The 24,675-nt window shown below is 70.7% G+C and carries 26 protein-coding genes; 22 read left to right on the top strand and 4 right to left on the bottom strand.

Features of this window, described 5'->3' with window-relative positions; translation table 11 throughout:
* The first annotated feature begins 4 nt into the window (after positions 1-4).
* On the top strand, positions 5-643 hold the full coding sequence (locus tag HD601_RS31160) for a cupin domain-containing protein (RefSeq protein WP_184828644.1): 639 nt from the start codon (positions 5-7) through the stop codon (positions 641-643).
* Between the two features lie 21 nt (positions 644-664).
* Here HD601_RS31160 and HD601_RS31155 read toward each other — a convergent pair whose 3' ends face one another.
* On the bottom strand, positions 665-2,119 hold the full coding sequence (locus tag HD601_RS31155) for a helix-turn-helix domain-containing protein (protein WP_184828642.1): 1,455 nt from the start codon (positions 2,117-2,119) through the stop codon (positions 665-667).
* 330 nt (positions 2,120-2,449) lie between these two features.
* On the opposite strand from HD601_RS31155, the gene HD601_RS31150 reads away from it, so the two are divergent.
* Entirely contained in the window at positions 2,450-3,511 is a 1,062-nt protein-coding gene (locus HD601_RS31150) for a sugar phosphate nucleotidyltransferase (RefSeq protein WP_184828640.1), read from the top strand.
* Between the two features lie 107 nt (positions 3,512-3,618).
* Positions 3,619-3,873 (top strand): helix-turn-helix domain-containing protein, encoded by a 255-nt coding sequence (locus HD601_RS35245; protein WP_184828638.1) that lies wholly within the window; start codon positions 3,619-3,621, stop codon positions 3,871-3,873.
* Here HD601_RS35245 and HD601_RS31140 read toward each other — a convergent pair.
* Positions 3,868-4,230 carry a helix-turn-helix domain-containing protein gene (locus HD601_RS31140; RefSeq protein WP_184828636.1) on the bottom strand — a complete coding sequence of 121 codons (363 nt, stop codon included), beginning with the start codon at positions 4,228-4,230 and terminating at the stop codon, positions 3,868-3,870. The genes HD601_RS35245 and HD601_RS31140 overlap by 6 nt on opposite strands.
* A gap of 178 nt (positions 4,231-4,408) precedes the next feature.
* On the opposite strand from HD601_RS31140, the gene HD601_RS31135 reads away from it, so the two are divergent.
* The 5 genes from HD601_RS31135 (at position 4,409) to HD601_RS31115 (ending at position 7,896) form a co-directional block, all read left to right on the top strand.
* Positions 4,409-5,413 carry an ABC transporter ATP-binding protein gene (locus HD601_RS31135; RefSeq protein WP_184828634.1) on the top strand — a complete coding sequence of 335 codons (1,005 nt, stop codon included), beginning with the start codon at positions 4,409-4,411 and terminating at the stop codon, positions 5,411-5,413.
* Positions 5,410-6,225 (top strand): ABC transporter ATP-binding protein, encoded by an 816-nt coding sequence (locus HD601_RS31130; protein ID WP_184828632.1) that lies wholly within the window; start codon positions 5,410-5,412, stop codon positions 6,223-6,225. The genes HD601_RS31135 and HD601_RS31130 overlap by 4 nt, the downstream gene beginning before the upstream one ends.
* A gap of 82 nt (positions 6,226-6,307) precedes the next feature.
* Entirely contained in the window at positions 6,308-6,532 is a 225-nt protein-coding gene (locus tag HD601_RS31125) for a DUF5988 family protein (RefSeq protein WP_184828630.1), read from the top strand.
* Positions 6,529-7,371, top strand: coding sequence for an HpcH/HpaI aldolase/citrate lyase family protein (locus HD601_RS31120; protein WP_184828628.1), 843 nt, complete (start codon positions 6,529-6,531; stop codon positions 7,369-7,371). Before HD601_RS31125 ends, HD601_RS31120 begins: the two co-directional genes overlap by 4 nt.
* A 9-nt stretch (positions 7,372-7,380) precedes the next feature.
* Entirely contained in the window at positions 7,381-7,896 is a 516-nt protein-coding gene (locus HD601_RS31115) for a MaoC family dehydratase (protein WP_184828626.1), read from the top strand.
* On the opposite strand, the gene HD601_RS31110 is transcribed toward HD601_RS31115, so the two are convergent.
* Complete coding sequence (locus HD601_RS31110; RefSeq protein ID WP_184828624.1) at positions 7,886-8,797, bottom strand: hydroxymethylglutaryl-CoA lyase; 912 nt, start codon at positions 8,795-8,797, stop codon at positions 7,886-7,888. The two genes, HD601_RS31115 and HD601_RS31110, sit on opposite strands and share 11 nt — an antisense overlap.
* A gap of 199 nt (positions 8,798-8,996) precedes the next feature.
* Between HD601_RS31110 and HD601_RS31105 the strand changes: the two genes are divergently transcribed.
* From HD601_RS31105 to HD601_RS31040, 14 genes are all read left to right on the top strand, one after another.
* Complete coding sequence (locus HD601_RS31105; protein ID WP_184828622.1) at positions 8,997-10,403, top strand: MFS transporter; 1,407 nt, start codon at positions 8,997-8,999, stop codon at positions 10,401-10,403.
* A 57-nt stretch (positions 10,404-10,460) separates the two neighbouring features.
* Complete coding sequence (locus tag HD601_RS31100; protein WP_184828620.1) at positions 10,461-11,459, top strand: beta-ketoacyl-ACP synthase 3; 999 nt, start codon at positions 10,461-10,463, stop codon at positions 11,457-11,459.
* A complete protein-coding gene (locus tag HD601_RS31095; RefSeq protein WP_184828618.1) occupies positions 11,456-12,361 on the top strand; it encodes a 3-hydroxybutyryl-CoA dehydrogenase in 906 nt (301 codons plus the stop codon). The genes HD601_RS31100 and HD601_RS31095 overlap by 4 nt, the downstream gene beginning before the upstream one ends.
* Positions 12,358-14,745, top strand: a complete 2,388-nt coding sequence (locus HD601_RS31090; RefSeq protein ID WP_184828616.1) for a hypothetical protein — start codon at positions 12,358-12,360, stop codon at positions 14,743-14,745. Before HD601_RS31095 ends, HD601_RS31090 begins: the two co-directional genes overlap by 4 nt.
* A complete protein-coding gene (locus HD601_RS31085; protein ID WP_184828614.1) occupies positions 14,745-15,890 on the top strand; it encodes an acyl-CoA dehydrogenase family protein in 1,146 nt (381 codons plus the stop codon). The genes HD601_RS31090 and HD601_RS31085 overlap by 1 nt, the downstream gene beginning before the upstream one ends.
* Complete coding sequence (locus HD601_RS34415; RefSeq protein WP_184828612.1) at positions 15,883-16,359, top strand: FAS1-like dehydratase domain-containing protein; 477 nt, start codon at positions 15,883-15,885, stop codon at positions 16,357-16,359. The genes HD601_RS31085 and HD601_RS34415 overlap by 8 nt, the downstream gene beginning before the upstream one ends.
* Positions 16,356-16,805: a hotdog family protein gene (locus HD601_RS31075; protein ID WP_184828610.1), complete on the top strand. Its 450-nt coding sequence runs from the start codon at positions 16,356-16,358 to the stop codon at positions 16,803-16,805. The genes HD601_RS34415 and HD601_RS31075 overlap by 4 nt, the downstream gene beginning before the upstream one ends.
* An 84-nt stretch (positions 16,806-16,889) precedes the next feature.
* Positions 16,890-17,537, top strand: coding sequence for a NeuD/PglB/VioB family sugar acetyltransferase (locus HD601_RS31070; protein ID WP_184828608.1), 648 nt, complete (start codon positions 16,890-16,892; stop codon positions 17,535-17,537).
* Entirely contained in the window at positions 17,534-18,532 is a 999-nt protein-coding gene (locus HD601_RS31065; RefSeq protein ID WP_184828606.1) for an SDR family NAD(P)-dependent oxidoreductase, read from the top strand. Before HD601_RS31070 ends, HD601_RS31065 begins: the two co-directional genes overlap by 4 nt.
* A complete protein-coding gene (locus HD601_RS31060; RefSeq protein WP_184828604.1) occupies positions 18,529-19,662 on the top strand; it encodes a DegT/DnrJ/EryC1/StrS family aminotransferase in 1,134 nt (377 codons plus the stop codon). The genes HD601_RS31065 and HD601_RS31060 overlap by 4 nt, the downstream gene beginning before the upstream one ends.
* A 19-nt stretch (positions 19,663-19,681) precedes the next feature.
* A complete protein-coding gene (locus HD601_RS31055) occupies positions 19,682-20,716 on the top strand; it encodes an NAD-dependent epimerase/dehydratase family protein (protein WP_184828602.1) in 1,035 nt (344 codons plus the stop codon).
* Between the two features lie 3 nt (positions 20,717-20,719).
* Positions 20,720-21,922: a UDP-N-acetylglucosamine 2-epimerase gene (neuC, locus tag HD601_RS31050; RefSeq protein ID WP_184828600.1), complete on the top strand. Its 1,203-nt coding sequence runs from the start codon at positions 20,720-20,722 to the stop codon at positions 21,920-21,922.
* 199 nt (positions 21,923-22,121) lie between these two features.
* Positions 22,122-22,583, top strand: coding sequence for a nuclear transport factor 2 family protein (locus HD601_RS31045; protein WP_184828598.1), 462 nt, complete (start codon positions 22,122-22,124; stop codon positions 22,581-22,583).
* Positions 22,584-22,613: 30 nt separating this feature from the next.
* Positions 22,614-23,813 (top strand): phthiocerol/phthiodiolone dimycocerosyl transferase family protein, encoded by a 1,200-nt coding sequence (locus HD601_RS31040; protein WP_184828596.1) that lies wholly within the window; start codon positions 22,614-22,616, stop codon positions 23,811-23,813.
* 50 nt (positions 23,814-23,863) lie between these two features.
* Here the strand turns inward: HD601_RS31040 and HD601_RS35240 are convergent, their stop codons facing one another.
* A complete protein-coding gene (locus HD601_RS35240; RefSeq protein ID WP_184828593.1) occupies positions 23,864-24,610 on the bottom strand; it encodes an ABC transporter permease subunit in 747 nt (248 codons plus the stop codon).
* Positions 24,611-24,675: the final 65 nt, after the last annotated feature.

Below are 24,675 nucleotides of genomic sequence, written 5' to 3'. Positions count from 1 at the left end.
GGACATGACCACCACGGCGCCGCTCGATCGCTTCCCCGTCCTGCGATCCTCCGACGTCGACCACACCCGTGAAGTGATCTACCGGTTCGTCCACCGCCACCCGATCGAGCCGGTGCGCCCCGAGGACGGCCTCGACAGCTACCTCAACGGGCGCCGGCTGGACCGCGTCTCGGCCGGCTACCTGGCCTTCGGCGCCGAGACCCGGACACACCCCGGCGAGCTCGACTTCTTCGTGCTGCAGGTCGTGCTCTTCGGGACGTACACGGTGCGGATCGGCGATCGGGAGGTGACGGCGGAGCCGGGCGCGGCGGTGGTCCTCTCGCCGGGCGCTGACGTCAGCACCTGGTGGTCGGCCGACTGCGGCGTCCTGAGCTTCCGGGTGGGCGAGGCGGACTACCGCGAGCACGTGGCCGGTCTGCTCGAGCGCCCACCGGAGCGCGAGCTGCGGTTCGAGCCGGCGATGGACCTGTCCGAGGGGCGCGGCCGCGACCTCAACGTGGGCATCGTCCGTCCGCTGACGCAGCGGCTCAACCACGTGTTCGGGCTGGTCGGCAACCCCGTCCAGGTGCGGCGGCTCGAGGACACGCTGCTGACGGGGCTGCTGCGGGCCCAGCCCAACTCGTTCTCGGACGAGCTGGGCTGAGCCCGTGGTCCGTCTGCCCCGTCAGCCGAAGAGGTCGAGCTGCGGCGCGAGCGACCGCGCCTCCTGCACGAGCGACCGGACGGCGGGCAGCGCGGCCTCGACGTCGTGCTCGGCGACGCGGTTGTCCCGCCCGACCGGGTGCGCGAGGCTCAGCTGCCGCCGTCGCAACAGCTCGAGGTGCCCGAACCGGTCGCCGAACTGGGCGATGACGGCGCGGCTGACGACGTCGCCGTCGACACCGGCCGCGGGACGCAGGCCCTGCGCGGCGAGCAACCCGCAGCCCACGAGCTGCGCCGCCTGGCAGACCAGCACGTACGCCGACCCGGCGGAGGCCGCCACGACGTCCTCGGCCGCCGCCAGGTGGTGCGCCGCCAGGTCGAAGTAGGGCCGCCCGTCGGCGGCCGCGCCGCTGAACAGCTCCAGCCGGTTGCCTGCCAGCAGCTCCGCCACCAGGCTCGCGCCGTCGGTCCAGCCGCCGGCCGCGATCGGCGGCGTGTCGGAACTGGCGGGCGGCGCGACGTGGACGACGGCGCTGCCGCCGCGCTGCCGCGGGAGGCGGACCCGTTCGTGCGGCCGGGTCCGGCCGGTGGTCCGGCTCGCGAGGTGCCGGGCGCCCGGCAGGCCTCCGGCCGTTCCGATGCCAGCGGGAGCGGGGACGGGGACGGCGGTGCCGGTTCCGATCGGCCGGATGACGTTCGGGCGGCGCGACCCGTCGGGGCGGCCCACCACGGCGAACGCGACCCGGCGGTGCAGCCGGCGCTCGGCCCGGCGCGCCGCGGCCAGCAGGTCCGGCCGGCGCGGCGTGTTGTCCTGGTCTGGCGTGAGCCGCACCTGGATGACGTCCGGCTCGGGTCCGACGACACCGGTGAACCGCTCCGCCCACGTGCCGGTGAGGGCGATCCGGGCGACGCCCGCGACCCGGCCGAACTCCTCGCCGACGATCTGGGGGACGCCGTAGGTGCCGCGGATCAGCTCGGTGAGCGGGGCGAGGGTGGCGCGGTCGGTGGCCGCCCGCATGAGCCGGATGGCGCCGTCGTTGCGCCTGGTCAGGATGCCCGCGTCCTCGAGGAGCTTGGCCTCCTTCGACACCGACGCGAGCGAGCCGCCGGCGTGCTCGGCCAGTTCGGTCAGGCTGAACGCGCGGTCGGGGTTGAGTAGCGTGGCCGCGAGGATGCCGGCCTGCACCCGCGACCGGAACACCGGGAGCAGCGCCGGCGTGCCCTGGGGCCGGCGCGCGGTTCCCGACTCCGGCACCGGGGCGACCGCCGCCGCGAGGCCGAGGCGGTTCTGCCGCCGGGCCGTGTCCGCGCCCGCGTCGAGCCGCTCGACCGGGACCTCCAGGACCACGGCGAGCCACTGCCGCCACTCGCGTCGGGGGACCTGGCGGCCGCGCTCCCAGCGGGCGACGCGGTCGCGACCCATGGTGGGCTTGCCGGAGACCGCCGCCAGTTTGTCCGCGAGGGTGTACTGGCTCATGTGCAGGTTCAGGCGAGCCGACCGGATCACCTGCCCGATAGGGGGCTGGGGGGCTCCGTGAAATTCGGGGTTCATCTTCGCAAGCACCTCTTTCGAAAGCCCTGCTCCGGGGTTGCGTGGGGCTTCTGATCGGAGGCTACGGCGATTTTCGCCGCCTCGCCGGTGCACTTTGCGACGAAGGCTGTCCAGAATGCGAATAACGTCGGTTCACGGATTGACGTTGGTGTTTCACCTGGTCAGAGACGTGCGTATGACCGGAAACTCGCCCCCTGCCCGATCTCGGGTGTCGCCGTCACGCTGACCTCAGCAATGCGACCAGGAGTGTGCGACATGAGCCGACAAACGGTGCGACTAGACGACATGCTCGCCGAACACGGCGCGTCGATTCGCGAATGCCTGACCATCATCGACACCCACGACGTGGGGACGGTTTTCGTCGTGGACGATTCCGGGCGGCTGTCGGGCGCCGTGGGGGAGCGGCAGATCCGGCGGGCACTGGTCACCGGCGCGCAGCCCGACGACCCCGTCACGGACCTCGTCGGCACCCCGTCGGCGACCGCCCGGCCGGGGGAGGGCCGGGCCGAGGTGCTCGACGTCATGCGCGCCCTCGGCCTCGGCGAGGTCCCCATCGTCGACGGCGACGGCCGCGTCGTGGGCGTGCACGTCGAGACCGACGTCGTCGGCGCGGAGCCGCTGCCGAACTGGGCGGTCGTCATGGCCGGCGGGCGCGGCACCCGGCTCGCGCCGCTCACCGACTCCGTCCCCAAGCCGATGCTCCCCGTCGCCGGCCGGCCGATCCTCGAGCGCATCGTCCTGCACCTCGTCGGCGCCGGGATCCGCCGGGTGTTCCTGTCCGTGAACTACCTCGGCGACATCGTCGAGCAGTACTTCGGCGACGGGTCCGCCTACGGCTGCACTATCGACTACCTGCGCGAACGACCGGACCGGCCGCTGGGGACGGGCGGGGCGCTGGGTCTGCTGGACGAGATCGGGGAACGTCCGGCGGCCCCGGTCCTGCTCATGAACGGCGACCTCGTCACCGGCTTCTCGGTCACCGGCCTGCTCGCGGCGCACGCGGCCCACGGCGGCGTCGCCACCCTCGCGGCCACCGAGTACGAGCACCAGGTCCCCTTCGGCGTCCTCGAGTCCGACGACGGCCGGCTGCGGCGCATCGTCGAGAAGCCCCGTCCGTCCTGGGCGGTGAACGCCGGCATCTACGTCCTCTCGCCGGCCCTCCTCGGCCGCGTCCCCCGCGGCGAGCCGTTCCCGATCACCCGCTTGTTCGAGGACTGCCTCACCCGCGGTGAGCGGGTCGGCCTCTGGACCCTGCGCGACTCCTGGCAGGACATCGGCCGCCCCGCCGAGCTCGCCCAGGCCCGCGGCCAGTCCTGAGCCCTGCTGGGCCGGATGCCCACTGCTGTGGGCTGACCGGCGCCGCGGTCTCGCTCAGCCTCGTGCGGGTGGCGGCGCCCGGGACACGATCGGAGGACTGGCCGCAGGTGGCCAGGGCGCTCGGCGTCCGCGTGGGCTTCCTGCGGCTGGCGCGGGACCTGACGCAGGAGCAGCTCGCCCACCGGGCCGGCATCAGCCGCGGCTACCTGCAGAAGGTCGAGCACGCCCGGGTCTGCCCGACGCTCGACGTTCTGCTGCGGGTCGCGCGCGCCCTCGACACGACGGTGGCCGAGCTCCTGCCGTCGGGCATCTCCGGGTTGCGCGAAGCCGACTCCGTTGACAGTGCCGGGCGCTACTCATAGTGTGCTCGGTGAATCTCCCGTTGACTTCGTCCATGGCCGGTGCCGCACCGACTCGGGCAGCAGCCCGTCCGGAAGCAGATCGAGCAACTCGACGTCCAGTGCGCGAGAGATCGCCAGCAACGTGGCCACGCCGGGGTTGCCGACACCGGGTCGCCCGTCCTCGCCCTTGGTGTTGTTGCGGGCGTTCTCGATGTTCTGGACGTGGTTCCGGCTGATCCCGGCCTCGTGGGCCAGGCCCTCCTGGGTGAACCGGGGAGCGTCGCCCTGCTTCTTCCGGTCCTCCCGCAGTTGCCGCACACGCTGCCCGAGTTGCCTGGCCAGTGCCGGCCAGTCCTCGGGTGTCTCGCGGTGCGGCACGTGGACGAGCCTGGACGGAGTGGCGTCGAAGGTCAGCCAAATGTATTGGGCTTTGCCCAATCGAGTGGGTGGACATGGCGGCTGCTCAGCGAGGTTGCCGTCCGCGTACTGGCCCCCTACGCTTGTTTGAAACTGGTATTTCAGATTCTCGTATGCCGACGTTCAGACTGGATTCAGCATGACGGTGAGCACGAGGATTCAGCCGCATCACGTCGACGACGGTGGTGGCGCGTCGACCAGCACCCTGGCCATCTCGGACCTGACCGTGCGGTTCCCCCAACGCTATGGCGACGTCGCGGTGCTCGACGGCGTCGGCCTCAGTATCGGGCCGGGAGAGTCGCTGGCCATCGTGGGGGAGTCGGGCTGCGGCAAGTCGCTGCTGGGGCTGGCGGCCGCCAACATGCTGCCGCCGACCGCCGAGGTGGGCGGGCAGGTGCTGTTCCAGGGCCGCGACCTCTACCGGCTGCGCGGACGCGAGCGCCGCGCCGTCCGCGGCGCCGGCATCGGCATCGTCTACCAGGACGCGCTCACCAGCTTGAACCCCGGCATGAGCATCGGCGCCCAGCTGCGCCAGGTGTGCCGCCTCGGGTCCCCGTACACGCCGTCGGAGCTCCTCGACGCCGTCGGGCTGCCCGACGCGCGGATCCTCAAGGCGAAGCCGTACCAGCTCTCCGGCGGGCAGCGGCAGCGGGTGCTGATCGCCCTGGCGCTGGCCCGCGAGCCGAAGCTGCTCATCGCCGACGAGCCCACCACGGCACTCGACGTCACCGTCGAGGCCAAGATCATCGAGCTGCTCCAGCGGCTCCAGGCCGAGCTCGACTTCGCGCTGCTGTTCATCAGCCACGACCTCGCGATCGTCTCGCAGCTCTGCCACCGGGTCGCCGTCATGTACGGCGGCCAGCTCGTCGAGACCGGCCCGACGGACGAGATCCTGGCGAGCCCGCACCATCCGTACACCGCCGGCCTGCTCGCCGCCAGCAGCAGCCTCGACGAGGGTCACGCCACGCTGGCGACCATTCCCGGCTTCGTCCACCCGCCGACGGAGTTCCCCAGCGGCTGCCGCTTCCGCGACCGCTGCTCCCACGCGCAGGACGACTGCGCTGTCCGCCCCGTCCTCACCGACGGCCCCCGGCGGCTGGCCTGTCACCACCCGCTCACGCACCAGGTCGGGGGCGCCCGATGACCGCCGTCGACGTCGCCTGCAGTGTCGCGGACCGGGCCGAGGTACCCATCTTCGAGGCGCGCGACCTCGTGGTCGACTACCACTCGCGCGGTCAGGTGAACCGGGCCCTGAACCAGGTGTCGCTGAGCATCGCCGAGGGCGAGGCCGTCGGACTCATCGGCGAGTCCGGCTCCGGCAAGACCACCCTCGCCCGCACGCTGCTCGGGCTGATCCGCCCGGCACACGGCCAGGTGACGTTCCGCGGCCAGGACGTCTACGCGATGAAGAGCATCCCGCGCTACCGCATGCTCGGCCGCGACGCCTCACTGGTCTTCCAGGACCCCCGCAGCTCGCTCAACCCGCGGCTCACCGTTGGCGCCGTCGTGCGCGACCCGCTCACCGTCCAGCGCATCGGGACCCGCGCCGAGCGCGCCGCCCGGGTCGCCGAGCTCCTCGAGAGCGTCGGGCTGCCCGCACAGCTCGTCAGCCGGCCGGTACGTGCGCTCTCCGGCGGACAGCTGCAGCGCGTGGCCCTGGCCCGAGCGCTCGCCGTCGAGCCCGGCATCATCGTCGCCGACGAGCCCACCTCCGCCCTCGACGTGTCCGTCCAGGCGCAGATCCTCAACCTCATCCAGCAGGTTCGCGCCACCCGCCGGCTGGCCCTGCTCGTCGTCTCGCACGACATCCGGGTCATCCGCTACCTGACCGACCGCACCGCCGTCATGTACAACGGCGAGATCGTCGAGCTCGGCCCCACCGCCCGCATCCACGACGACCCGCAGCACGAGTACACCCGCACGCTGCTCGCCTCCGCTCCCAGCCTCCGCCGGTGACGGCGTGAACTCGTCCCCTGGCTGATCCCCGCCGCGCTCACGACCCTGGGTGAAGACGATCCCGCCCAGGTGAGGGGGCAGCGTGACACGCACGGATGACGACAACGTCCAGGTCGAGCTGGTGGGTTGCACCGGTCTCGGCTCGCACATCTCGGTCGACCGCGCGGCGGTCGCCGAGGGCCGGCTGAAGATCCAGTTCGGTGCGGGCTACGAGCACTTCGACCTCGACCACTTCGACGAGCCCGGCGGCGACGGCGACCCTGTCCCGGTGTTCGTCTGGACCGACCGCACCTGGATCGCGGAATGACTGCGGACTGGTCGCACCTGGCGCGGGCCCGGTCGCTGCTGTTCGTGCCCGGCGATCGCCCGGATCGGTTCGCCAAGGCGGCCGGTAGCGGCGCCGACGGCATCGTCCTCGACATCGAGGACGCAGTCGCCCCGCCCTCGAAGGCGACGGCGCGGGAGAACATCGGCCGCTGGCTCGCCAACGGCGGCGCCGGTGTCGTGCGGATCAACGACCCGAGCACCCAGTGGTACGACGACGACGTCGCCATGCTGGCTGCCCGGCCGTGCGCCGTCATGCTGGCGAAGGTCACGGCGCCCGGCCAGGTGTGGGAGCTGCTTGGCCGGCTCGCGCCCGGCTCCTGCGTGCTCCCGCTCATCGAGACCGCGGCGGCTGCCCTCGAGGCGCGCGCCATCTGCTCGGTGACCGGAGCGGTCCGGGCGGTCTTCGGCAACGCCGACCTCGGCCGCGAACTCGGCGTCGACCACGCCGACCTCGCGGCCATGGCGGCCGCCCGCTCGCTCGTCGTACTCGCCTCGGCGGCCGCTCAGCTGCCGCCGCCCATCGACGGCGTCACGACCGCATTGACCGACGAGAAGAAGGTCACGATCGACTCTGAGCACGCCGCGGGCCTCGGCTTCGGCGGCAAGCTCTGCCTGCATCCCCGGCAGGTGCCGGTCGTCAACGCCGCCTTCAGTCCCTCCGCCGAGGACGTCCGCTGGGCCCAGGACGTCCTCGCCGCCGCCGGCGACGGCTCAGTCGCCGCCCTGGACGGCTACGTCGTCGGCAAACCGATCGTCGATCGCGCACGCCGCGTGCTGGCTCAAGAGGCTCGTGCAGCCGCAAGTCACATCGATAACTGAAGGAGAACGATGGGAAACGTCCCCGGATGGCAGGGCAGGCGCTACGAGGATTTCGTCATCGGCGACGTCTATCGACACCCGCTCGGCCGGACCATCACCGAAACCGACAATGCCTGGTTCTCGCTGCTGACGATGAACACAAACATGCTCCACTACAACAGCGAGTACGCCGAGCGCTCGGAGTTCAAGCAGCTCTTGGTCTATTCGCCGCTCACCGTTGCGATCGCCACTGGTCAGAGCGTCACGGATGTCACGCAGAATGCCGTAGCGAACCTGGGCTGGGACGAGATCAGACTGCCGCATCCCGTCTTCGTCGGTGACACGTTGTGGAGCGAGTCACTGGTGCTGGAGAAGCGTGAGTCGAACAGCCGGCCCGATGCGGGCATCGTCAAGGTGAAGACGAGAACGATCAATCAGCATGGCGACGAGGTCTGTTCGTTCAAGCGGACCTTCTACATCTACAAGCGCGGTGGCGGTCCGTTCAACGACGTATACCCGGAGGCCAAGACCGAACTCAGGGAGTGAGCTGCGCGGTGGTTGCCACCCCACACGGGTCACCGGCTCGGGCGACGAGGCTGGGCAGCTCGTGTCCGACCCGGTCGGCGACCCATGCCGAGCACTGACGGAGCTTGTCGAGATCGATGCCCGTCGCGAAGCCCATGCCCTCGAGGAGGTAGACGAGGTCCTCGGTGGCGATGTTTCCTGTCGCGCCTGGCGCGAACGGACAGCCACCGAGGCCTCCGATCGAGGCGTCGAGAATCGAGGCGCCTGCTTCGACGGCGGCGAGGGCGTTGGCATAGCCGGTGTTGCGGGTGTTGTGGAAGTGGCACCCGACTGCGCTCGCGCCGACGGCGGCGCCGACCAGCTCGCGGACCTGGCGCGGCACCCCGACGCCGATGGAATCCGCGAAGATCACGGTGTCGGGCTGCGCTGAAGCCACGCGATCGGTGATCCGCAACACGTGGTCGCGGGACACCGGGCCCTCGAACGGGCAGCCGAAGGCGGCAGACAGCGTGATCGCTGACGCGATGCCATCGTCCCGAGAGCGCTCGACGATCCGGATCGCGGTGTCGATCGCGTCGGTGACTGTGGTCCGCTGGTTGCGCGCCGCGTAGGTGTCCGTCACGGGGAACGCGAACCTGACCTCGTCCACTCCTGCTTCGACCGCGCGCTGGTAGCCCTTCTCGTTCAAGACGAGCGCTGCCCAGAGCACGGCTGGATCGCGGCGGGTCCGGTTGAGCACCTCTTCTGCGCCTGCCATGGCCGGGACCAGGTCCTCGCGGACGAAGCTCACCGCCTCGATCCGGGGCAGACCGCTGGCTGCCAGGCGGTCGCAGAGCTCACCTCGGACCTCCGGGGAAAGGATCACGTCTTCGTTCTGCAGTCCATCGCGTGGCCCTACCTCGCAGATGTCAACAACCGCCATGTGCACCTCCAATAATGAAATGAGGATTTCATTCTAAGTCGTTGGGCATCCCGCCGATAGGGGTGGAAGAAGCATCCTGGTGAGCGACAGAGCCCTGTACTTACGGTACCTGCGTCAGCGGACGGGGCAGCGACCACACGCTGGGATCGGCCTACCCGCGACGCCTCCACGTCTCCGGCTGGACTGAAGAGGGCTCGGTATGCCCAAGGCAAGGGAAGCCCTTGCGTTGATCGGGATATGCGTCGCCGCGGGCACCGTGCTCGCCAACGCGACGACTGTCATCGTGGCACTTCCCGACATAGGGACCACCTGGAGCATGCAGACGACAGACCTCGCCTGGGTGCTGAATGCGTACAACGTGCCGTTCGGCGCGCTCCTACTCACAGGGGGCCGCCTCGCCGACCGACTCGGTCAGCGCCGCGTGCTGTTGATGGGGATCGGAGTCTTCGGAGCGTCATCGCTTCTGTGCGCCGTCGCCTGGTGGCCGGGGGTCCTGTACGCCGGTCGGGCTGCGCAAGGTGTTGCCGCCGGGCTGGTGGTTCCGACCGGCCTTGCAATGCTCGCAGTGATCTATGGCGAAGGCCCGCGGCGCGAGCACGCGATGGCGATCTGGGCCACCATAGGAGCCTGCTCGGGCAGCGTGGGTCTTCTCTCGGGCGGCCTCTTGACCGAGGTCCTGGCGTGGCGAGCGATCTTCGCCGCGAACGTGGTGCTCGCCGTCGTGTCAATTGCTCTCGCAAGGTTCGTCCGTCGCGATGATGTCGATCATTCGGAATCATTCGACGTCGCGGGAGCGGTGACCCTAACGATCGGACTGCTCGCGTTCGTGCTCGGGGTGTCGACCGTGCGAACTGACCGTGGCCAGGCAGCGGTGGCCCTTTCGGCAACAGTAGCCGGAGCGGTGCTGCTGCTCCTGTTCGTAGGCCTGCAGCGCCGCTCGGCCCACCCGCTCATACCGCTGGGCGCACTTCGTGTGCGCAACTTGGCGATCGCGAACACGGCCATGTTCATCGTCGTCGGCTGTCCGGCGGTGGCCATGTATCTCCTGACGCTGTACTACCAGGAGATACATGCGGCCTCCACGCTGGTGACAGCATTCCTGTTCCTGCCGGTCTCGGTGGCCGTGGTGATCGGTTCGATGACTGCGAGGTCCTTGTCGGGCCGGACGAGTACGAAGCGCATCCTCTGCGCAGCCTGTGTACTCGTCTTCGCCGGGTCAGTGCTCTTCACCCGGCTCGGCGAAGAGCAGTCCTACCTGACGGAGGCGCTCCCTGCACTGGTCCCCACGTTCGTTGGGATGGGAGGCGCCTTCGTCTGCCTGACGTCCCTGGCAACGCGAACCTCACACGAAAGCGACCTGGGATTCGCGTCGGGACTCATCAGTGCATCCCAGCAGATTGGCGCGGGGTTCTGGCTCGCCTTGCTCTCCGCGACCGCGCTCGGAACCTTCCGCGTTGGGTCGGGCGAGGCGACCGAGCTCCTCGGACGATTCGACCGCGTCTTCATGACCCTCGCAGTGATGGCGTTGACCGCCGCGGCGCTCGTGATCGCGTTCGTCCGATCCGAGCATGAGCGACCCCGCCTGAAGTCGTCCTCTGCTGATTGAGGGAGTGGCTGGACAGCCTGGAGTCGTCAGCGAAACGACTCGACGGCTGGAGGATGGGTGGCCGCGACACCACAGCCCGTGGGGATCCTCGGAACCGGGTCCTGCCTACCCGCTCGCGAGGTCCCGAACGCCGAGGTGGCGGCCCTGGCGGGCGTCACGCCGGAGTGGATCGAGAAGAAGACGCAGATCCGGACGCGCCGGTATGCGGCGCCGGAGCAGGCCACGTCGGATCTGGCGGCGGAGGCCGGGCGGAACGCCCTCGAAGACGCCGGCGTCGACGCCGCGCAGCTCGACTACCTGCTGGTCGCGACGTCGACGCCGGATTCGCCGCAGCCGCCGACGGCGGCCTTGGTGCAGGACCTGCTCGGCGCCCGCGGTGCGGCCTGCTTCGACCTCAACGCCGTGTGCAGCGGCTTCGTGTACGCGCTCGCGGTGGCCCGCGGGCTGCTCGCCGCCCACCCGGGTGCCCGCGCTCTGGTGATCGGCGCCGACGTGTACTCGCGGATCCTCGACGTCGGGGATCGGAGGACGGCGGTGCTGTTCGCCGATGGCGCCGGGGCGGCCGTCGTGGGCGGCGTGCCGGACGGTCGCGGGGTGCTGGGCGTCGGCCTGCACACGCGCGGCGACGCGCACCAGCTGATCAGAGTCCCTGCGGGCGGCAGCCGGCTGCCGGCGTCGAGCGCCACCGTCGCGGCCGGCCAGCACTGGTTCGCGATGGACGGCCACGCGGTGAGCGACTTCGTGCTCGACGAGGTCCCGCCCGCGATCGACGCGCTACTGACCGGCGCCGGGGTCGAGCGCGCCCTCGTCGACCACTTCGTGCCGCACCAGCCGAACGGCAACCTGCTGGACGACCTGGTGGCGAAGTCCGGCCTGGACGGCGCACGGACCCACCGCACGCTCGAGCGCTACGGCAACGTCGGCAGCGCCTGCATCCCGGTGGCGCTCGACGAGGCCAGCCGGGCCGGCCGGATCGCCGACGGCGACCTGGTGCTGCTGGCGGGCTTCGGCGGCGGCATGGCCATCGGCACCTGCCTGCTGCGGTGGTCGGCATGACGGCCTCGAGCACGGCCCCCATCACCGCAGCCCCCATCACCAGGGTCGGTGTCGTCGGGTGCGGCGTGATGGGCCGCGGGATCGCCGAGACCTGCTCCACCGCCGGGCTGGACGTCGTCGTCGCGGTGAGCCAGCCGGAGTCGGTCGAGCCGCGCCGGCGCAGCCTCGACGGCGCCTTCGCGCGGGCCGTCCAGCGCGGCACGCTGACGAGGGACGAGGCAGAGCAGGCCCGGCACCGCGTCGTGCTGACGGCGGACCTCAGCGAACTCGCCGACCGCGAGCTGGTGTTCGAGGCCGCTCCCGAGGACGAGGAGACGAAGACGCAGATCTTCGCGACCCTCGACAAGGTCGTCGAGAGCCCGGACGCCGTGCTGGCGTCGAACACGTCGTCGATCCCGGTGATGAAGCTCGGGTGCGTGACCCACCGGCCGGACCGGGTGCTGGGCGCGCACTTCTTCAACCCGGCGACGCGGATGCCGCTGGTCGAGGTGGTCGAGTCGCTGCTGACCGACCGCGGCTGCACCGAGCGGGTGGAGTCGTTCCTGACCGGCGTGCTGGACAAGCAGGTGGTGCGGGTCCGCGACCGGTCCGGGTTCATCGTCAACGCGCTGCTGTTCCCGTACCTGATGTCGTCGATCCGCATGCTGGAGTCCGGCTTCGCGTCCGCGGCCGACATCGACACGGCCATGGTGCTGGGCTGCAACCACCCGATGGGCCCGCTGGCGCTGGCCGACTTCGTGGGCCTGGACGTCGTCAGCGCCATCGGGGAGTCGCTGCACCACGAGTTCCGCGAGCCCCACTACTCGCCGCCGCCGCTGCTGCGGCGCATGGTCGACGCCGGCCTGCTGGGCCGGAAGACCGGCCGCGGCTTCCACGACTACGGCGAGAGGAGCGCGCGATGACGCAGGAGCTGTACGTCGCGATCGTCAGCAGCAGCCCGGCCTTCCACGCCACCGCCGCGGCGGCGCTGGGCCAGCTGGCCGGGCCGAGCCGCTGGTTCGCCGGTGCGCTGGACAAGGACGTCTTCCCGACGGCCTGGCCCGAGCCGGCTCAGGCGCTGGCGAGCCGGGCGAACGCCTACCTGGACGAGGCCCTGCCCGACGCCCGGGTGGAGCTGGTCGAGGTGGCCCGGCTCAGCCTGGTCGAGGACCGGCTGCGCCAGGTGCTACCCGCGCAGGCCACGGAACCGGGCGAGGGTCCGCGCCCCTGGACCGCCGCACCGACGGTGCTGCTGCTGGTCGACGCCACGACGGCGGTGCCGGGCGAGGAGGTCGGCGACCGGCTGGACACCGTCGTCGAGACGCTGGCGAAGCTGCGCCAGCACCTGGGCATCGGGGTCTCGCCGTACTCCGTCGTCGTCTATGACGAGCTGGACGAGGACCAGGTCTACTCGCGGACGGTGTGCACCTCGCGCCGGCTGCCCGACGACGACTGGGTGCTGGCCGCCGAGGTGCTGACGGCGTTCACCGACCTCGTCCAGGCGCGCCACGTCAACCGGCGTGCGCTGCTGCCGGACACCGAGCCGGCCGGGTCGCTGGCGCTGGCGCTCACCGACTTCCTCACCGAGCAGTCCGGCCCGCGCTGGGCGCTGCACTTCTTCACCGGCACCCTGCCGGCCAAGCTGATCCAGGACGCCACGACGATCGCCCAGCAGGCCGGCAACCCCGTCCTGCGCGGCCCCAACGAGCACAGCCTCGCGTGCGGCGCGCTGGCCCGCTGGCAGCTCGACCAGGCGCCGTTCCTGCTGGTCGCGACGGCCGGGATGGTCGACGAGCTCAAGGGCACCCTGGCCAACCTGCGCGACTCGCAGGCGCGCGGGTTCATCGTCTTCGGCGAGACGGCGCCGGGCGGCTGGCAGCCGTTCCAGGGCACCGTCCACGACGACGAGGACGCGCGGGCCGTGTTCGCCGCCCGCGGTCTGCCCTGCTTCTACCTGACCGAGCCGGAGCGGCTGGCCGAGGAGCTGGCCGCGGCGTTCCGGGCCTACCACCGACGCAGCGGACCGGTGGTCCTGCTGACCGCCCCGTCGGTCCTGCGGATGACCGGCCCGCTCGACGTCCCCAAGGTCACCGTCGCCGCCGCGCACCCGCAGGCCGACGAGGACACCGTCGACGCCGTCGCCCGCATCCTGAACGAGGAGCCGGGACCGGTCCTCTGGCAGTGCGGCAACCTGACCGAGGACGAGCGGGAGCTGGTCTACGACCTCGCCCACCGGGCCGGCGTCGCGCTGGTCGACTCGCTCGGCCGGCCGGGCACCGTCGCCCGCTACCACCAGGGGCGCGAGGTCGAGGAGTTCGTCGGCACCATGAGCATCTACGGGTGCTCGCCGCAGGTGTGGAGCCTGCTGCACCCCGGCGGGCGACGGCTGGGCCACGGCGACCACGCGCTGTTCTTCCTCAAGAGCCGCATCACCGACCTCGCGACGCCGTTCCCGGAGAAGACGCTCTACCAGGACTGCCGGATCGTGCAGGTCACTGACACGCCCGCGCACGTCGCCCCGTTCACCGACCTGCCCGTGGTCGAGCAGCTGTCGTCGTTCCTGCGCCGGCTCGCGCCCCGCGTCGCGCCGGGCGAGTGGGTGCTGCGCTCGCGGCGCGAGGCGATCGCCCGGGCGCGGCGGGCCACCGGCGACCCGCTCGCCGCGGTCCCGTCGGTGCCGATGAGCCACGAGCACTTCTTCACCGCGCTCGACGGCGTCCTCCGCGGCCTGATCACCGGCCACGGCTACGAGTACACCGGCTTCTACGACGTCGGCCGCGGCGGCATCTCGGCGATCCGCAATCTCGCCCGCACCGGCCCGGGGTTCTCCGGCTGGTACGGGCGCGCGCTCATGGGCGACGCGCTGCAGGCGATCCCGTCGATCGCGCTGACCCGGCCGGGCAACGTGCTGGGCTTCATCGGCGACGGCGCCGCGCGGCTGGTGCCGTCGTCGCTTCCGAGCCTGGCCCAGCAGCTGCGCCACGAGCATGGCCGCGTCGACGGCAACATCAGCATCTTCTTCCTGCTCAACGGCGGGTTCTCCATCATCCGGTCGAACCGCGAGCTGCAGCACGCGGCCACCGCGGACGCCCAGATGTCGTTGCTGACGCCGGTGGAGCCGCCGTGGCGGGAGACCTGGGCCGGCACGACGGTGACGCACGAGCGGCTGGTGACCGTCGATCCGGGCCACCTCGCCGACCGGCTGCTGACGCCGTCGTCGATCAACCTGTTCTCCGTCTACCTCGCCCACGACAACGAGGGCGACGACATCATGCCCACCTCACGGAAGAGCTGGCGGTTGCGCTGATGGACTTCACCATCCCCGACGACCTGCGTGACTTCGTCGACATCGTCCGCCGGTTCCGCGAGCGCGAGCTGATGCCGCTGGAACGCGACTTCCTGCTCGAGGGGCGGTTCCCCGCGGAGCTGCGGACGGAGCTGGAGCACCGGGCCCGGCGGCAGGGGCTGTGGGCGCTGGACGTTCCCGAGGAGCTCGGCGGCCAGGGCATCGGCACGCTGGGCGCCTGCCTGGTGGGGGAGGAGCTGTTCCAGCACCCCGCCATGTTCGAGTTCGGCGGCAGCCCCGAGCCGGTGCTGTACGCCTGCACCGAGGAGCAACGGCACCGCTACCTCTATCCGATCATCAAGGAGGACCTGCGCTGCTGTTACGCGTTCACCGAGCCGGGCGGCGGGTCCGACGTCGCGGCCGTCCGCACCCGCGCCGTGCGCGACGGTGACACCTGGCTGATCAACGGCACGAAGACGTTCATCTCCTACGCCGAGAGCGCCGACTTCGTGATCCTGTTCGCCACCGTCGACCCGGAGCTGGGCTCGCGCGGGGTCACCTGCTTCCTCGTCGACATGGACAACCCGGGCCTGACCCGGTCGCGGCCGATCCCCACCATGGGCGACGACTGGGACCCGCACGAGCTGTCCTTCGAGAACTGCGTGGTGCCCGACGAGAACCGGCTCGGCGACGTGGGCGCCGGCTGGGCGCTGGCGACCGAGCAGCTCACCCACGGCCGGCTGAAGATCGCCGCGTTCCAGCTGGGCATCGCGCAGCGCTGCATCGACATCGCCGTCGAGTGGGCGAAGGAGCGCACCACCTGGGGCAAGCCGATCGCGTCGCGGCAGGCGGTGCAGTGGATGCTGGCCGACTCCGTGACCGAGCTCGAGGCGGCCCGGCTGCTCGTCCACCGCGCCGCCTGGCTGGCCGACGAGGGCCGCACGATCACCAGCGAGGCGTACATGGCCAAGCTCTACGCCACCGAGATGGCGCAGCGCGTCACCGACCGGTGCCTGCAGATCCTCGGCGGCCTCGGCTACACGCGCGAGCTGCCGATCCAGAGCTTCTACCGCCAGGTCCGGGTGTGGCGGATCGGCCACGGGACCAGCGAGATCCAGCGCTGGATGATCGCCCGCGAGCTGCTGGGCACGGCCGCTCGTGGGTGACGGCGACACCGGCGTCCTCGTCGCGGCGGAGCGGCGGCTGGCCGCCGAGACCGGCGTGACGCGGCGGCGCGACCTCGGCGTGCTGGCGGTCCGCGACCTGGAGCGTTTCGCGTTGGTGGCGGGCGCGCCGGCGTTGCCGGACGGGCAGGCGCCGCCGTTGTACCTCAGCTCGGTCATGGGCTGGTCGCCCGGCCCGCCCGAGTCCGAGCTGCGGCCCGACGGCTCCGGCACCGACGAGACCCGCGGCCTGCCGCTGGAAGGGCTGCGGCTCATGGGCGCCGGCCAGGAGCTGCAGTTCCACCACCCGGCCCGCGCCGGCGACCGCGTCGTCGAGACGACGACGCTCCTGAGCGTGCGCCACAAGAGCGGACGGACCGGCGACCTGCTGCTGCTCCACGTGCGCCGCGAGTTCGCCGACGGCGCCGGCCGGCCATTGGTGACCTGCGACGAGACGTTCGTGGCGCGATGACCGTCCTGACCGAGGTCGTCGCCGGTGTGACGCTGCCGCCGTACCGCCTGCGCACCAGCACCGTGCGGCTGTTCCGGTTCAGCGCGGTGACGTGGAACGCGCACCGCATCCACTACGACGCGGAGTACGCGCGGTCGGAGGGCTACCCGGACGTGCTCGTGCAGTCGCACCTGCACGGCTGTGTCCTGCTGAACGCCGTCCTGGCCTGGGCCGGGCCGGGGGTCACGCTCCGCTCGTTCGGCTGGCAGAACCGCGGCATCGCCGTCGCCGGCGACGAGCTGATCGTCACCGGCGAGGTGGTCGAGGTGCGGGACGCGCCGGGAGAGCGCGTCGCCGAGCTGCGGCTGGAGGAACGGCGCCAGGACGGCGAGCTGTGCGCGCCGGGCCACGTCACGGTGGCCTGGCCGGCCGGTCCGGCCGGCCCGGATGGGCCGGCCGGGCCGTAACGCGCCCCCTGCCCCGGGCGGGCGCGGCGAACCAGAATCGACAGCGCTGGTCAGAGAGCAATCGGCTGCGGAAGGACGACTCGCGTGCGCCCACTGGTGATACTCGGATCCGGCGGCCTCGGCCGTCAGATCATCGGCCTCGCCCAGGACGTGGAGCAGCAGACCTCCGCGTACAAGCTGCTGGGCTTCCTCGACGACGGCGTCGACGAGCCCGACGTCTGGGGTGTGCCGGTGCTCGGCGGCGACGACCAGCTGGCCGGGCTCGACGCCCACTACGTCATCGGCGTCGGGCTGCCCACCGCGCGGCGCCGGCTGGCCGCGATGGCCGACGCGCACGGGCGCGAGCCCGCGACCCTCGTCCACTCGGCGGCCTGGATCGGCCTGCACACCAGCGTCGGCGCCGGCTCGCTGATCTTCGAGACGGCGCACGTCGTCGCCGGCGCGCAGGTGGGGCAGCACGTGATGATGGAGGTCAACACGTTCGCCGGGCACGACTCCCGCATCGGTGACCACGTGCTCCTGGCCGGCGGCGCCTCCGTCGGCGCCCGGGCCGTCATCGGCGACGACGTCATGCTCGGCATCGGCTGCATCGTGCTCGGCGACGTCGTGGTCGGGGACCGTGCCGTGGTCGGGGCCGGCGCCGTCGTCACCAAGGACGTCCCCGCCGGCGCAGTCGTCGTCGGGATCCCGGCGAAGGAGACGCGGCTGCGGCGCGGCCGGATCACCGCATGACGGGCGGGCTGGCCGGCCGGCGGGTACTGGTGACCGGGGCCGACGGCTTCATCGGCAGCCATCTGACCGAGCGGCTGCTGCGTGAGGCGGCCTCCGTCAGTGCCTTCTGCGTCTACAACTCCAACGGCTCCTACGGCTGGTTGGACGAGCTCGGCAGCGACCAGCTGGCGGCGATGAACCTGCAGCTGGGCGACATCCGCGACGCCCGCTCGGTGCGCCAGGCGGTGCGCGACGTCGACCTCGTGTTCCACCTGGCCGCGCTGGTCGCGATTCCGTACAGCTACCAGGCGCCGGAGTCGTTCGTCGACACCAACATCACCGGAACCCTCAACGTGCTCGAGGCCGTCCGCGACGCCGGGCACGTGCGCATGGTCAGCACGTCGACCAGCGAGGTCTACGGCACGCCGGAGTCGGTGCCGATCACCGAGACGCACCCGCTGTGCGGCCAGTCGCCGTACGCCGCCTCGAAGATCGCCGCCGACCAGCTCTGCCAGGCCTACGCGCGCTCGTTCGGTGTCGACGTGCTCGTGCTGCGGCCGTTCAACACCTACGGGCCGCGGCAGTCCGCGCGCGCCGTCATCCCGACGATCCTCGGCCAGCTCCTCGCCGGCGCGACCGAGGTCCGGCTCGGCAGCCTTGCACCTCGGCGCGACCTGACCTTCGTCAGCGACACCGTCGACGGGTTCGTGCGCATGGCGCTGTCCGACCTGGCGCCCGGATCGCTGGTGCAGCTGGGCACCGGCCAGTCGGTCTCGATCGGCGAGCTGTTCGAGCTGTGCTGCGCGGTCACCGGGGTCGACGCCGTCGCCGTCACCGACCCGGAGCGAGTGCGGCCCGAGGCCAGCGAGGTGCAGCTGCTGCTGTCCGAGCCGAGTCGGGCCAAGGAGCAGCTCGGCTGGCAGGCCGGCTGGTCCCTGCGCGACGGGCTCGCGGCGACCGCCGCCTGGCTGGCGCCGCGCGTCGACGTCGAGCGGGCGGCGAGGTACCAGCGATGATCCCGCTCGCGGAGCCGTCCCTGGGCGGCAACGAGGCGCGCTACCTGCGCGAGTGCGTCGACACCGGCTTCGTCTCGTCGGCCGGGCCGTTCGTCGGCCGGTTCGAGCGCGAGTTCGCCGCCGCCGTCGGCAGCCCGAACGCCGTCGCCTGCGCCAGCGGGACCGCCGCCCTGCACGTCGCCCTCCGCATCGCCGGCGCCGGGCCGGGCGCCATGGTGGCGGTCTCGGACTTCACGTTCATCGCGTCGGCGAACGCCGCCCACTACACCGGTGCCGACCTGCTGCTGGTCGACAGCGAGCCGCAGACCTGGAACATGGACACCGAGCTGCTGCACGACGAGGTGCTGCGCCGGGCCCGCCTCGGCCGGCCGATCCCCGACGTCGTCGAGGTGGTCCATGTCCTGGGCCACCCCGCGCGCATGGAGCCGCTGTTCGACCTGCGCGACCGGTTCTGGATCGACATCGTCGAGGACGCGGCCGAGTCGCTCGGCGCCTCGTGGACGGCCGGTCAGCTGGCCGGGCACCAGGTCGGCACGGCGGGCGACCTCGGGTGCTTCTCATTCAACGGCAACAAGATCATCACCGCGGGTGGCGGCGGGATGATCGTCACCGCCGACGGCGACCGCGCTGCCGCCGCGGCCCACCTCACCACCCAGGCCAAGGTCGACGGCGAGCACTACCGCCACGACGACGTCGGCTACAACTACCGGCTCACCAACATCGCCGCCGCCGTCGCCACCGCCCAGCTCGAGCAGCTGCCGGCGAAGGTGGCCGCGAAGCGCGCGGTGGCCGCCCGGTACCGCGACGCGCTGCGGTCCGCCCCTGTGGCCGCCCCGCCGGCCGCTTCCTGGGCCGACTCGACATTCTGGCTCTACTCCGTCCTCCTCGACGACCCCGGCCTCGATCCGGAGAAGATCGTCGCCGTCCTCGCCGCCGACGGTGTCCAGGCCCGGCGGCTCTGGCCACCCCTGCACGACCAGCGCCCCTACCGCGCCGCGGACCGGATCGGCGGCGAGGTGGCGGACGACCTGTACCGTCGCGGCCTGTCCCTGCCCAGCTCCGCGCACCTCTCCGAGCGCGACCAGGACACCGTCGTCGCGGCCCTCATCTCGGCACTGTCCGCCAACTGACGCCAGAAAGGCTGCTTCGATGACCGTCCTCATCACCGGGATCGCCGGCCGAGTCGGATCGACCCTCGCGCACAGGCTGGTGCGCGCCGGCTACGACGTCCGCGGCACCGTCCGGCCCGGCGGCCGCTCGTTGCACCCGCTGCTCGCCGGTCGCGTCGAGCTCCTCGAAGCCGACCTGACCGACGCGGCGGCCCTGGAACGGGCGACCGACGGTGCCGACGTCATCGTGCACCTGGCCGCTCAGATGGTCATCGGCGACACGAGGCCCGACCGGTTCCACGACGTCAACGTGCTGGGAACACTGCGCCTGCTCGAGGCTGCCGCCGGCTCGAGTCGGCCCGTGCGCCGGTTCGTCTTCGCCAGCACGGACAACACCTATGGCCCGGCCGCACCGCAATTCCTGCCGATCACCGAAGACCATCCGCAACTGCCCGGTGACTACTACGGCACGGCGAAGGTGCTCGCGGAGCAGCTCGTTCGCAACCACCACGAGTTGTACGGCCTGGAGTACACGATCATGCGGCTCGGTTCGGTGGTCGCGCCGCACGAGGTGCTCCCGCTGTTCCGGCTGTCGTGGGTCACGGCCTTCCTCGGGGCGCAGGCCCAAGCCGGCCGCCGGGGCAATCTCTACCAGCTCTTCGCGGACCAGCCCGATCTCAGTGCAATGGTCCGCGACGCCGTCGGCGACCGGCCGGACGACCCCGCCGTGGCGCTGACCGGCCCGGGTGGGGAGCCATGGGCGCTGCACTTGAGCGACGTCCGCGACGTCGCGTCGGGACTCATGCTCGGCATCGAGCACGTCGCCGCGGCCGGCCAGTCGTTCAATGTCGTGGGCCCGCACACGACGACCTTCGCCGAGGCAGCCGCCGTCGTCGCCAAGGAGTTCGACCTCGACACGGTGACGGTCCATCTGCCGGTCACACTCTCCTTCGAGGTCTCCACCGACAAGGCACGACGAGTCCTCGGTTACCGGCCGGCCTGGGACTTCGCCGGGACGCTGCGCACGGCTCTCGAACCGGCGCCACAGGACTTCCTGCCGGCCGGCGGCGAGTGATCGATGCGCCGCGTCTGTGTATTCACCGGGTCGCGCGCCGACTACGGACCTCTGCTCGCGGTCATCGCGGCACTGCACAAGGACCCGGACATCGAGCTCGCCGTCCTCGCCTCGGGTGGCCATCTCGTCGAGGCACAGGGAACGACCGTGGACCAGATCGAGGCCGACGGCTTCCCGGTCTCTGAGCGGGTCGAGATGGTGCTGGCCAGCGATACCGCGACGGCCGTGGCGAAGTCGTTCGGGCTCGGGGTCATCGGCTACGCGGACGCGCTGGAACGACTCCGCCCGGAGATCCTGATGGTTCTGGGCGACCGTTACGAAGCGCTCGCCGTCACCGTCGCCGCGGCGCTCCGTCTGCTCCCGGTCGCACACATCGGTGGCGGGGAGCTCTCGTACGGCTCGACCGATGACTCCGTGCGGCACGCGATCACGAAGCTGGCTCACCTGCACTTCACCTCGAACGAGGAGTTCCGGCAACGGGTGATCCAGCTCGGCGAGGACCCCTCGCGCGTCCACGCCTTCGGCGCTCCCGGCCTGGACACGATCCGGACCATGCCGCTGCTCGGCCGCGGCGAGCTGGCGGAGGCCCTCGGCCTCGACCTGACCGGGCCGCTGTTCGCTGTCACCTACCATCCGGCGACCGCCGACCCGAGGGGCAGCCGCGACGGCGTTCTGGGACTGCTCGCGGCACTGGACCGGTTACCCGAGGCCACGGTCGTCTTCACGGGCACCAACGTGGACCAGGGCGGCGCCGGCGTGTTCGCGCCGATCCGCGACTACGTGTCCGCTCATCCCGGTCGGGCCATGGCTCGAGCATCACTGGGGCAGGTGACCTACCTCAGCCTGGTCGCCCAGGCTGCGGTGGTCATCGGGAACTCGTCGAGCGGCCTGGCCGAGGCGCCGGCCCTGCGGACGGCGACCGTGAACATCGGATCTCGGCAGGACGGGCGACCCCGGGCCGGCTCGGTCATCGACTGCGGCGAGTCGGCAGCCGAGATCGAGGGCGCCATCAGACAGTCCCTGTCGGCGGAGCATCAGGCCATAGCCGCCGTCGCCGTGTCGCCCTTCGGCGACGGCCACGCGGCGGAGCGGATCGCGGCCGTGCTCAAGATCGTGAGTGTGGACGCACTCACGGTGAAGGGCTTCGCCGACGTGACCCAACCGTCAGGCGATTTCCTTGACGATGCGCGACTGGGCGATCCATAATCAAGACACTGATTTCATTAGATAAAACAGCTGTATTCTGGCGCGCGGCTGTGGGCTGCGGCCAAATCGTGTGACTCAGCGGGGTCGTACCGCATCGAAAACGGCCACCCTGCGCCGTGTCCACGATCGCGAAAGTATGAACCCGTGCGGAGGTGAGCCTCCGGCGCGGAGCACATCTGGCGACGGACGAGGAGAGAATGTGACAGAGAACGACATCGTGGGGCTTGCCCGCAAGGCTTGCTCACATCTCGAGGCGCGGTATCAGGACGGTCAGGCCGGGATCACCCCGCCTCGGCCGCTCGACTACCACCCTCTGATCGACATGTTCGCCGAGGACGGCGTTTTCAAGGTGCCATGCCCGCCCGGCACTCCGGTCTTCGGAGGAGAGTTCCGAGGCAAGGACGCCATCAAGAAACTGTTCCTCGAGGACGACCCCGACCTCATCGAGGGACTCGTCGTCGAGAAGCCGCTCGAATACTTCTGCAACGGGGATCGCGTGGTCGTCCTCACGTCGTACGCCTACACGATCAAGAAGACCGGCGCGATCGCGAAGGGCAAGGACATCGCACTCGTTCTCGACTTCGCCGATGGCCGGATCTCTGTCGCGACAGAGATCCAGGACCTCTCCGAGTGGGCCGACGCATACAGCCAGAACGACTGATCCGGGCTCGTTTGCACAAGGAGGAGTTGGGTGTCGTTGGCTCAGCGATATCTGGATGACATGGAAGCCCGGCTGATCCGGTATGCGCCAGCGTTTGGCGCAGAGTACCGAGGAGTTCTCGACGAGAGCGCCTACGCGCAGGCTTTCGACGTCGTGTGCCGCCACTACGCCGCGACGCGAGCAGCGATCAGTCGTGATCGTCGAGGGTACGTTCTGATCGGGGAACGCGGGCAGCCGGAGTTCGTCTCAGTCGGCCGCGACCAGTTCGAATCGGCCCTCTGGGGTAGCTGGGACAACTCCGTCGCGCTGGCCAGGCTGGTCGTCGGTTCGGACGCGGACGGCGGTATCACGGCGCTGCGCATGTCCCACGCGGTCGTCGACGGGCGGGCGTTGAACACCATCATGTACGAGGTCTGGTCAACCTACGTCGACCTCGTGGCGGGCAGGAAGCCGGTACAGGCGGCGCCGGTCCCGCTTCCGACTCCGCCATTCGACCTGCTCTCCCAGAGGTTGCAGATCGCGAATCGCGCGCCCAGCCCACAGGTGAGCACGGCTGCCATTCATGTCGACAGTTGCGAAATCGTGCAGCCGCTGCTCCGGCTGACCGCGGCCGAGACGAGTGGATTGGTCGACACAGCCAAATCGGTCGGTCTATCGGTCCACTCGATACTCTGCGGGTCAGTGCTCACGGCGCAGCGCGACTTCGCGGAGGATCTCAACGGCTCGGCCCGGATGTTCTGCTGGGCCGCCGTGGATCTCCGAGATCGGGTGTCTCCGCCGGTCAGCGCGACCGAAACGAGCATGTTCGTCACGATGCACAGAGCTGACGTCGAGGTCGACCGTGCGGACGACATGATGCGTGTCGCCAAGCTGGTAGCCGATCAGGTCGACGAGGCGCTGGCCGATCCCAGGAAGCTTTCGGCGGACATGTCGGGCATGCTGGAATTGGACACCGAGAGCAGGCTGGGTCAGCAACTCGCGAACACAGGAGTCAGCAACTACGGACGACTCGCCGTGATTCCGAACGCTGAGGGCCTGCAGATCGCCAACTTTCGGACCATGGTCAACGTCTATCCGCCGGTGTCGCCGGGCTATTCCGTCTACACGTACGGCGGCCGGCTCAACCTGCAATGCCGATTCCGCTCAGACACCTTCTCCAGTTCGCAGATCGACCGGCTGACGACCGACATCGTGACTCGGCTTCGCACGATCGCCGGCCACGGCGTCTGACACAATTCGGCCGGCGGACCTGGTGCCAGGGCCGCCGGCCGAGCCTATGGTCAGCGCCGTCTCAGGTTCCGGCCCAGTGATTCGGACAACCGGTTCAGGCCGAGCACTGTGATGAGGATCGCGAGACCAGGGAACAGCGCGACCCACCACGCGCCGGCGTGGACTATCGCCTGGCCGTCCCGGATGATGTTCCCCCACGAGGGTGCCGGCGCCTTGATCCCTGCGCCGAGGAACGACAGAGCAGCCTCGGCAACGATCGCGTCAGCCATGATGAGCGTCGTATAGACCATGATCGGTAGTGCGACGTTGATGCCGACGTGATACCCGACGACGCGGACTGAACGCGTCCCGATCAGCGTCGCGGCCGTGACGTAGTCCTCCCCCTGCTCGGCGAAGATGCTCGCTCGGACCAGACGAGCCATGGAAGGCGTGTAGATCACCGCGAGAACGATGATCGTCGTGGTCATGCTCGGCCCGATGGCTGCGGCGAGGACGACTGCGAGGAGGATGCCGGGGAATGCCAATGCGACATCCATCAACCGCATGATCGGCTCATCGAGCCACCGCCTGTTCCTTGCCGCGATGGCACCGAGCAGAGCGCCCGCTACCAACGCCGTTAGCGCGGAGCAGGCAGCGACAGTGAAGCTCAAGCGTGCTCCGTGAACGACCCGGGCGGCCACGTCGCGGCCCAGTTGATCGGTCCCGAAGAGGTGTTCGCGACTCGGTGCCTCAAGCGGAGACCCGACATTCAACGCGTTGGGTGAACCGACCAGCGTTGCAGGGAGTATGACGAGCACGCTCAACAGGATGAAGGCGGCTAGCACCCACCACACCAGTCGACGCGTTCGTGCCGACTGGTCCT

This window comes from Jiangella mangrovi, assembly GCF_014204975.1.
Classification (GTDB): Bacteria; Actinomycetota; Actinomycetes; order Jiangellales; family Jiangellaceae; genus Jiangella; species Jiangella mangrovi.
Note: the sequence above shows the minus strand (reverse complement) of the source record. Positions and strands in the feature narration are given on the sequence as shown.

Excerpts from the sequence above, each read along its gene's own strand:
- HD601_RS31160 (WP_184828644.1), top strand. The coding sequence starts at position 5 with ATGACCACCACGGCGCCGCTCGATCGCTTCCCCGTCCTGCGATCCTCC.
- HD601_RS31155 (WP_184828642.1), bottom strand. The coding sequence starts at position 2,119 with ATGAGCCAGTACACCCTCGCGGACAAACTGGCGGCGGTCTCCGGCAAG.
- HD601_RS31150 (WP_184828640.1), top strand. The coding sequence starts at position 2,450 with ATGAGCCGACAAACGGTGCGACTAGACGACATGCTCGCCGAACACGGC.
- HD601_RS31135 (WP_184828634.1), top strand. The coding sequence starts at position 4,409 with ATGACGGTGAGCACGAGGATTCAGCCGCATCACGTCGACGACGGTGGT.
- HD601_RS31130 (WP_184828632.1), top strand. The coding sequence starts at position 5,410 with ATGACCGCCGTCGACGTCGCCTGCAGTGTCGCGGACCGGGCCGAGGTA.
- HD601_RS31120 (WP_184828628.1), top strand. The coding sequence starts at position 6,529 with ATGACTGCGGACTGGTCGCACCTGGCGCGGGCCCGGTCGCTGCTGTTC.
- HD601_RS31115 (WP_184828626.1), top strand. The coding sequence starts at position 7,381 with ATGGGAAACGTCCCCGGATGGCAGGGCAGGCGCTACGAGGATTTCGTC.
- HD601_RS31110 (WP_184828624.1), bottom strand. The coding sequence starts at position 8,797 with ATGGCGGTTGTTGACATCTGCGAGGTAGGGCCACGCGATGGACTGCAG.
- HD601_RS31105 (WP_184828622.1), top strand. The coding sequence starts at position 8,997 with ATGCCCAAGGCAAGGGAAGCCCTTGCGTTGATCGGGATATGCGTCGCC.
- HD601_RS31095 (WP_184828618.1), top strand. The coding sequence starts at position 11,456 with ATGACGGCCTCGAGCACGGCCCCCATCACCGCAGCCCCCATCACCAGG.
- HD601_RS31090 (WP_184828616.1), top strand. The coding sequence starts at position 12,358 with ATGACGCAGGAGCTGTACGTCGCGATCGTCAGCAGCAGCCCGGCCTTC.
- HD601_RS31085 (WP_184828614.1), top strand. The coding sequence starts at position 14,745 with ATGGACTTCACCATCCCCGACGACCTGCGTGACTTCGTCGACATCGTC.
- HD601_RS31075 (WP_184828610.1), top strand. The coding sequence starts at position 16,356 with ATGACCGTCCTGACCGAGGTCGTCGCCGGTGTGACGCTGCCGCCGTAC.
- HD601_RS31065 (WP_184828606.1), top strand. The coding sequence starts at position 17,534 with ATGACGGGCGGGCTGGCCGGCCGGCGGGTACTGGTGACCGGGGCCGAC.
- HD601_RS31060 (WP_184828604.1), top strand. The coding sequence starts at position 18,529 with ATGATCCCGCTCGCGGAGCCGTCCCTGGGCGGCAACGAGGCGCGCTAC.
- HD601_RS31055 (WP_184828602.1), top strand. The coding sequence starts at position 19,682 with ATGACCGTCCTCATCACCGGGATCGCCGGCCGAGTCGGATCGACCCTC.
- neuC (WP_184828600.1), top strand. The coding sequence starts at position 20,720 with ATGCGCCGCGTCTGTGTATTCACCGGGTCGCGCGCCGACTACGGACCT.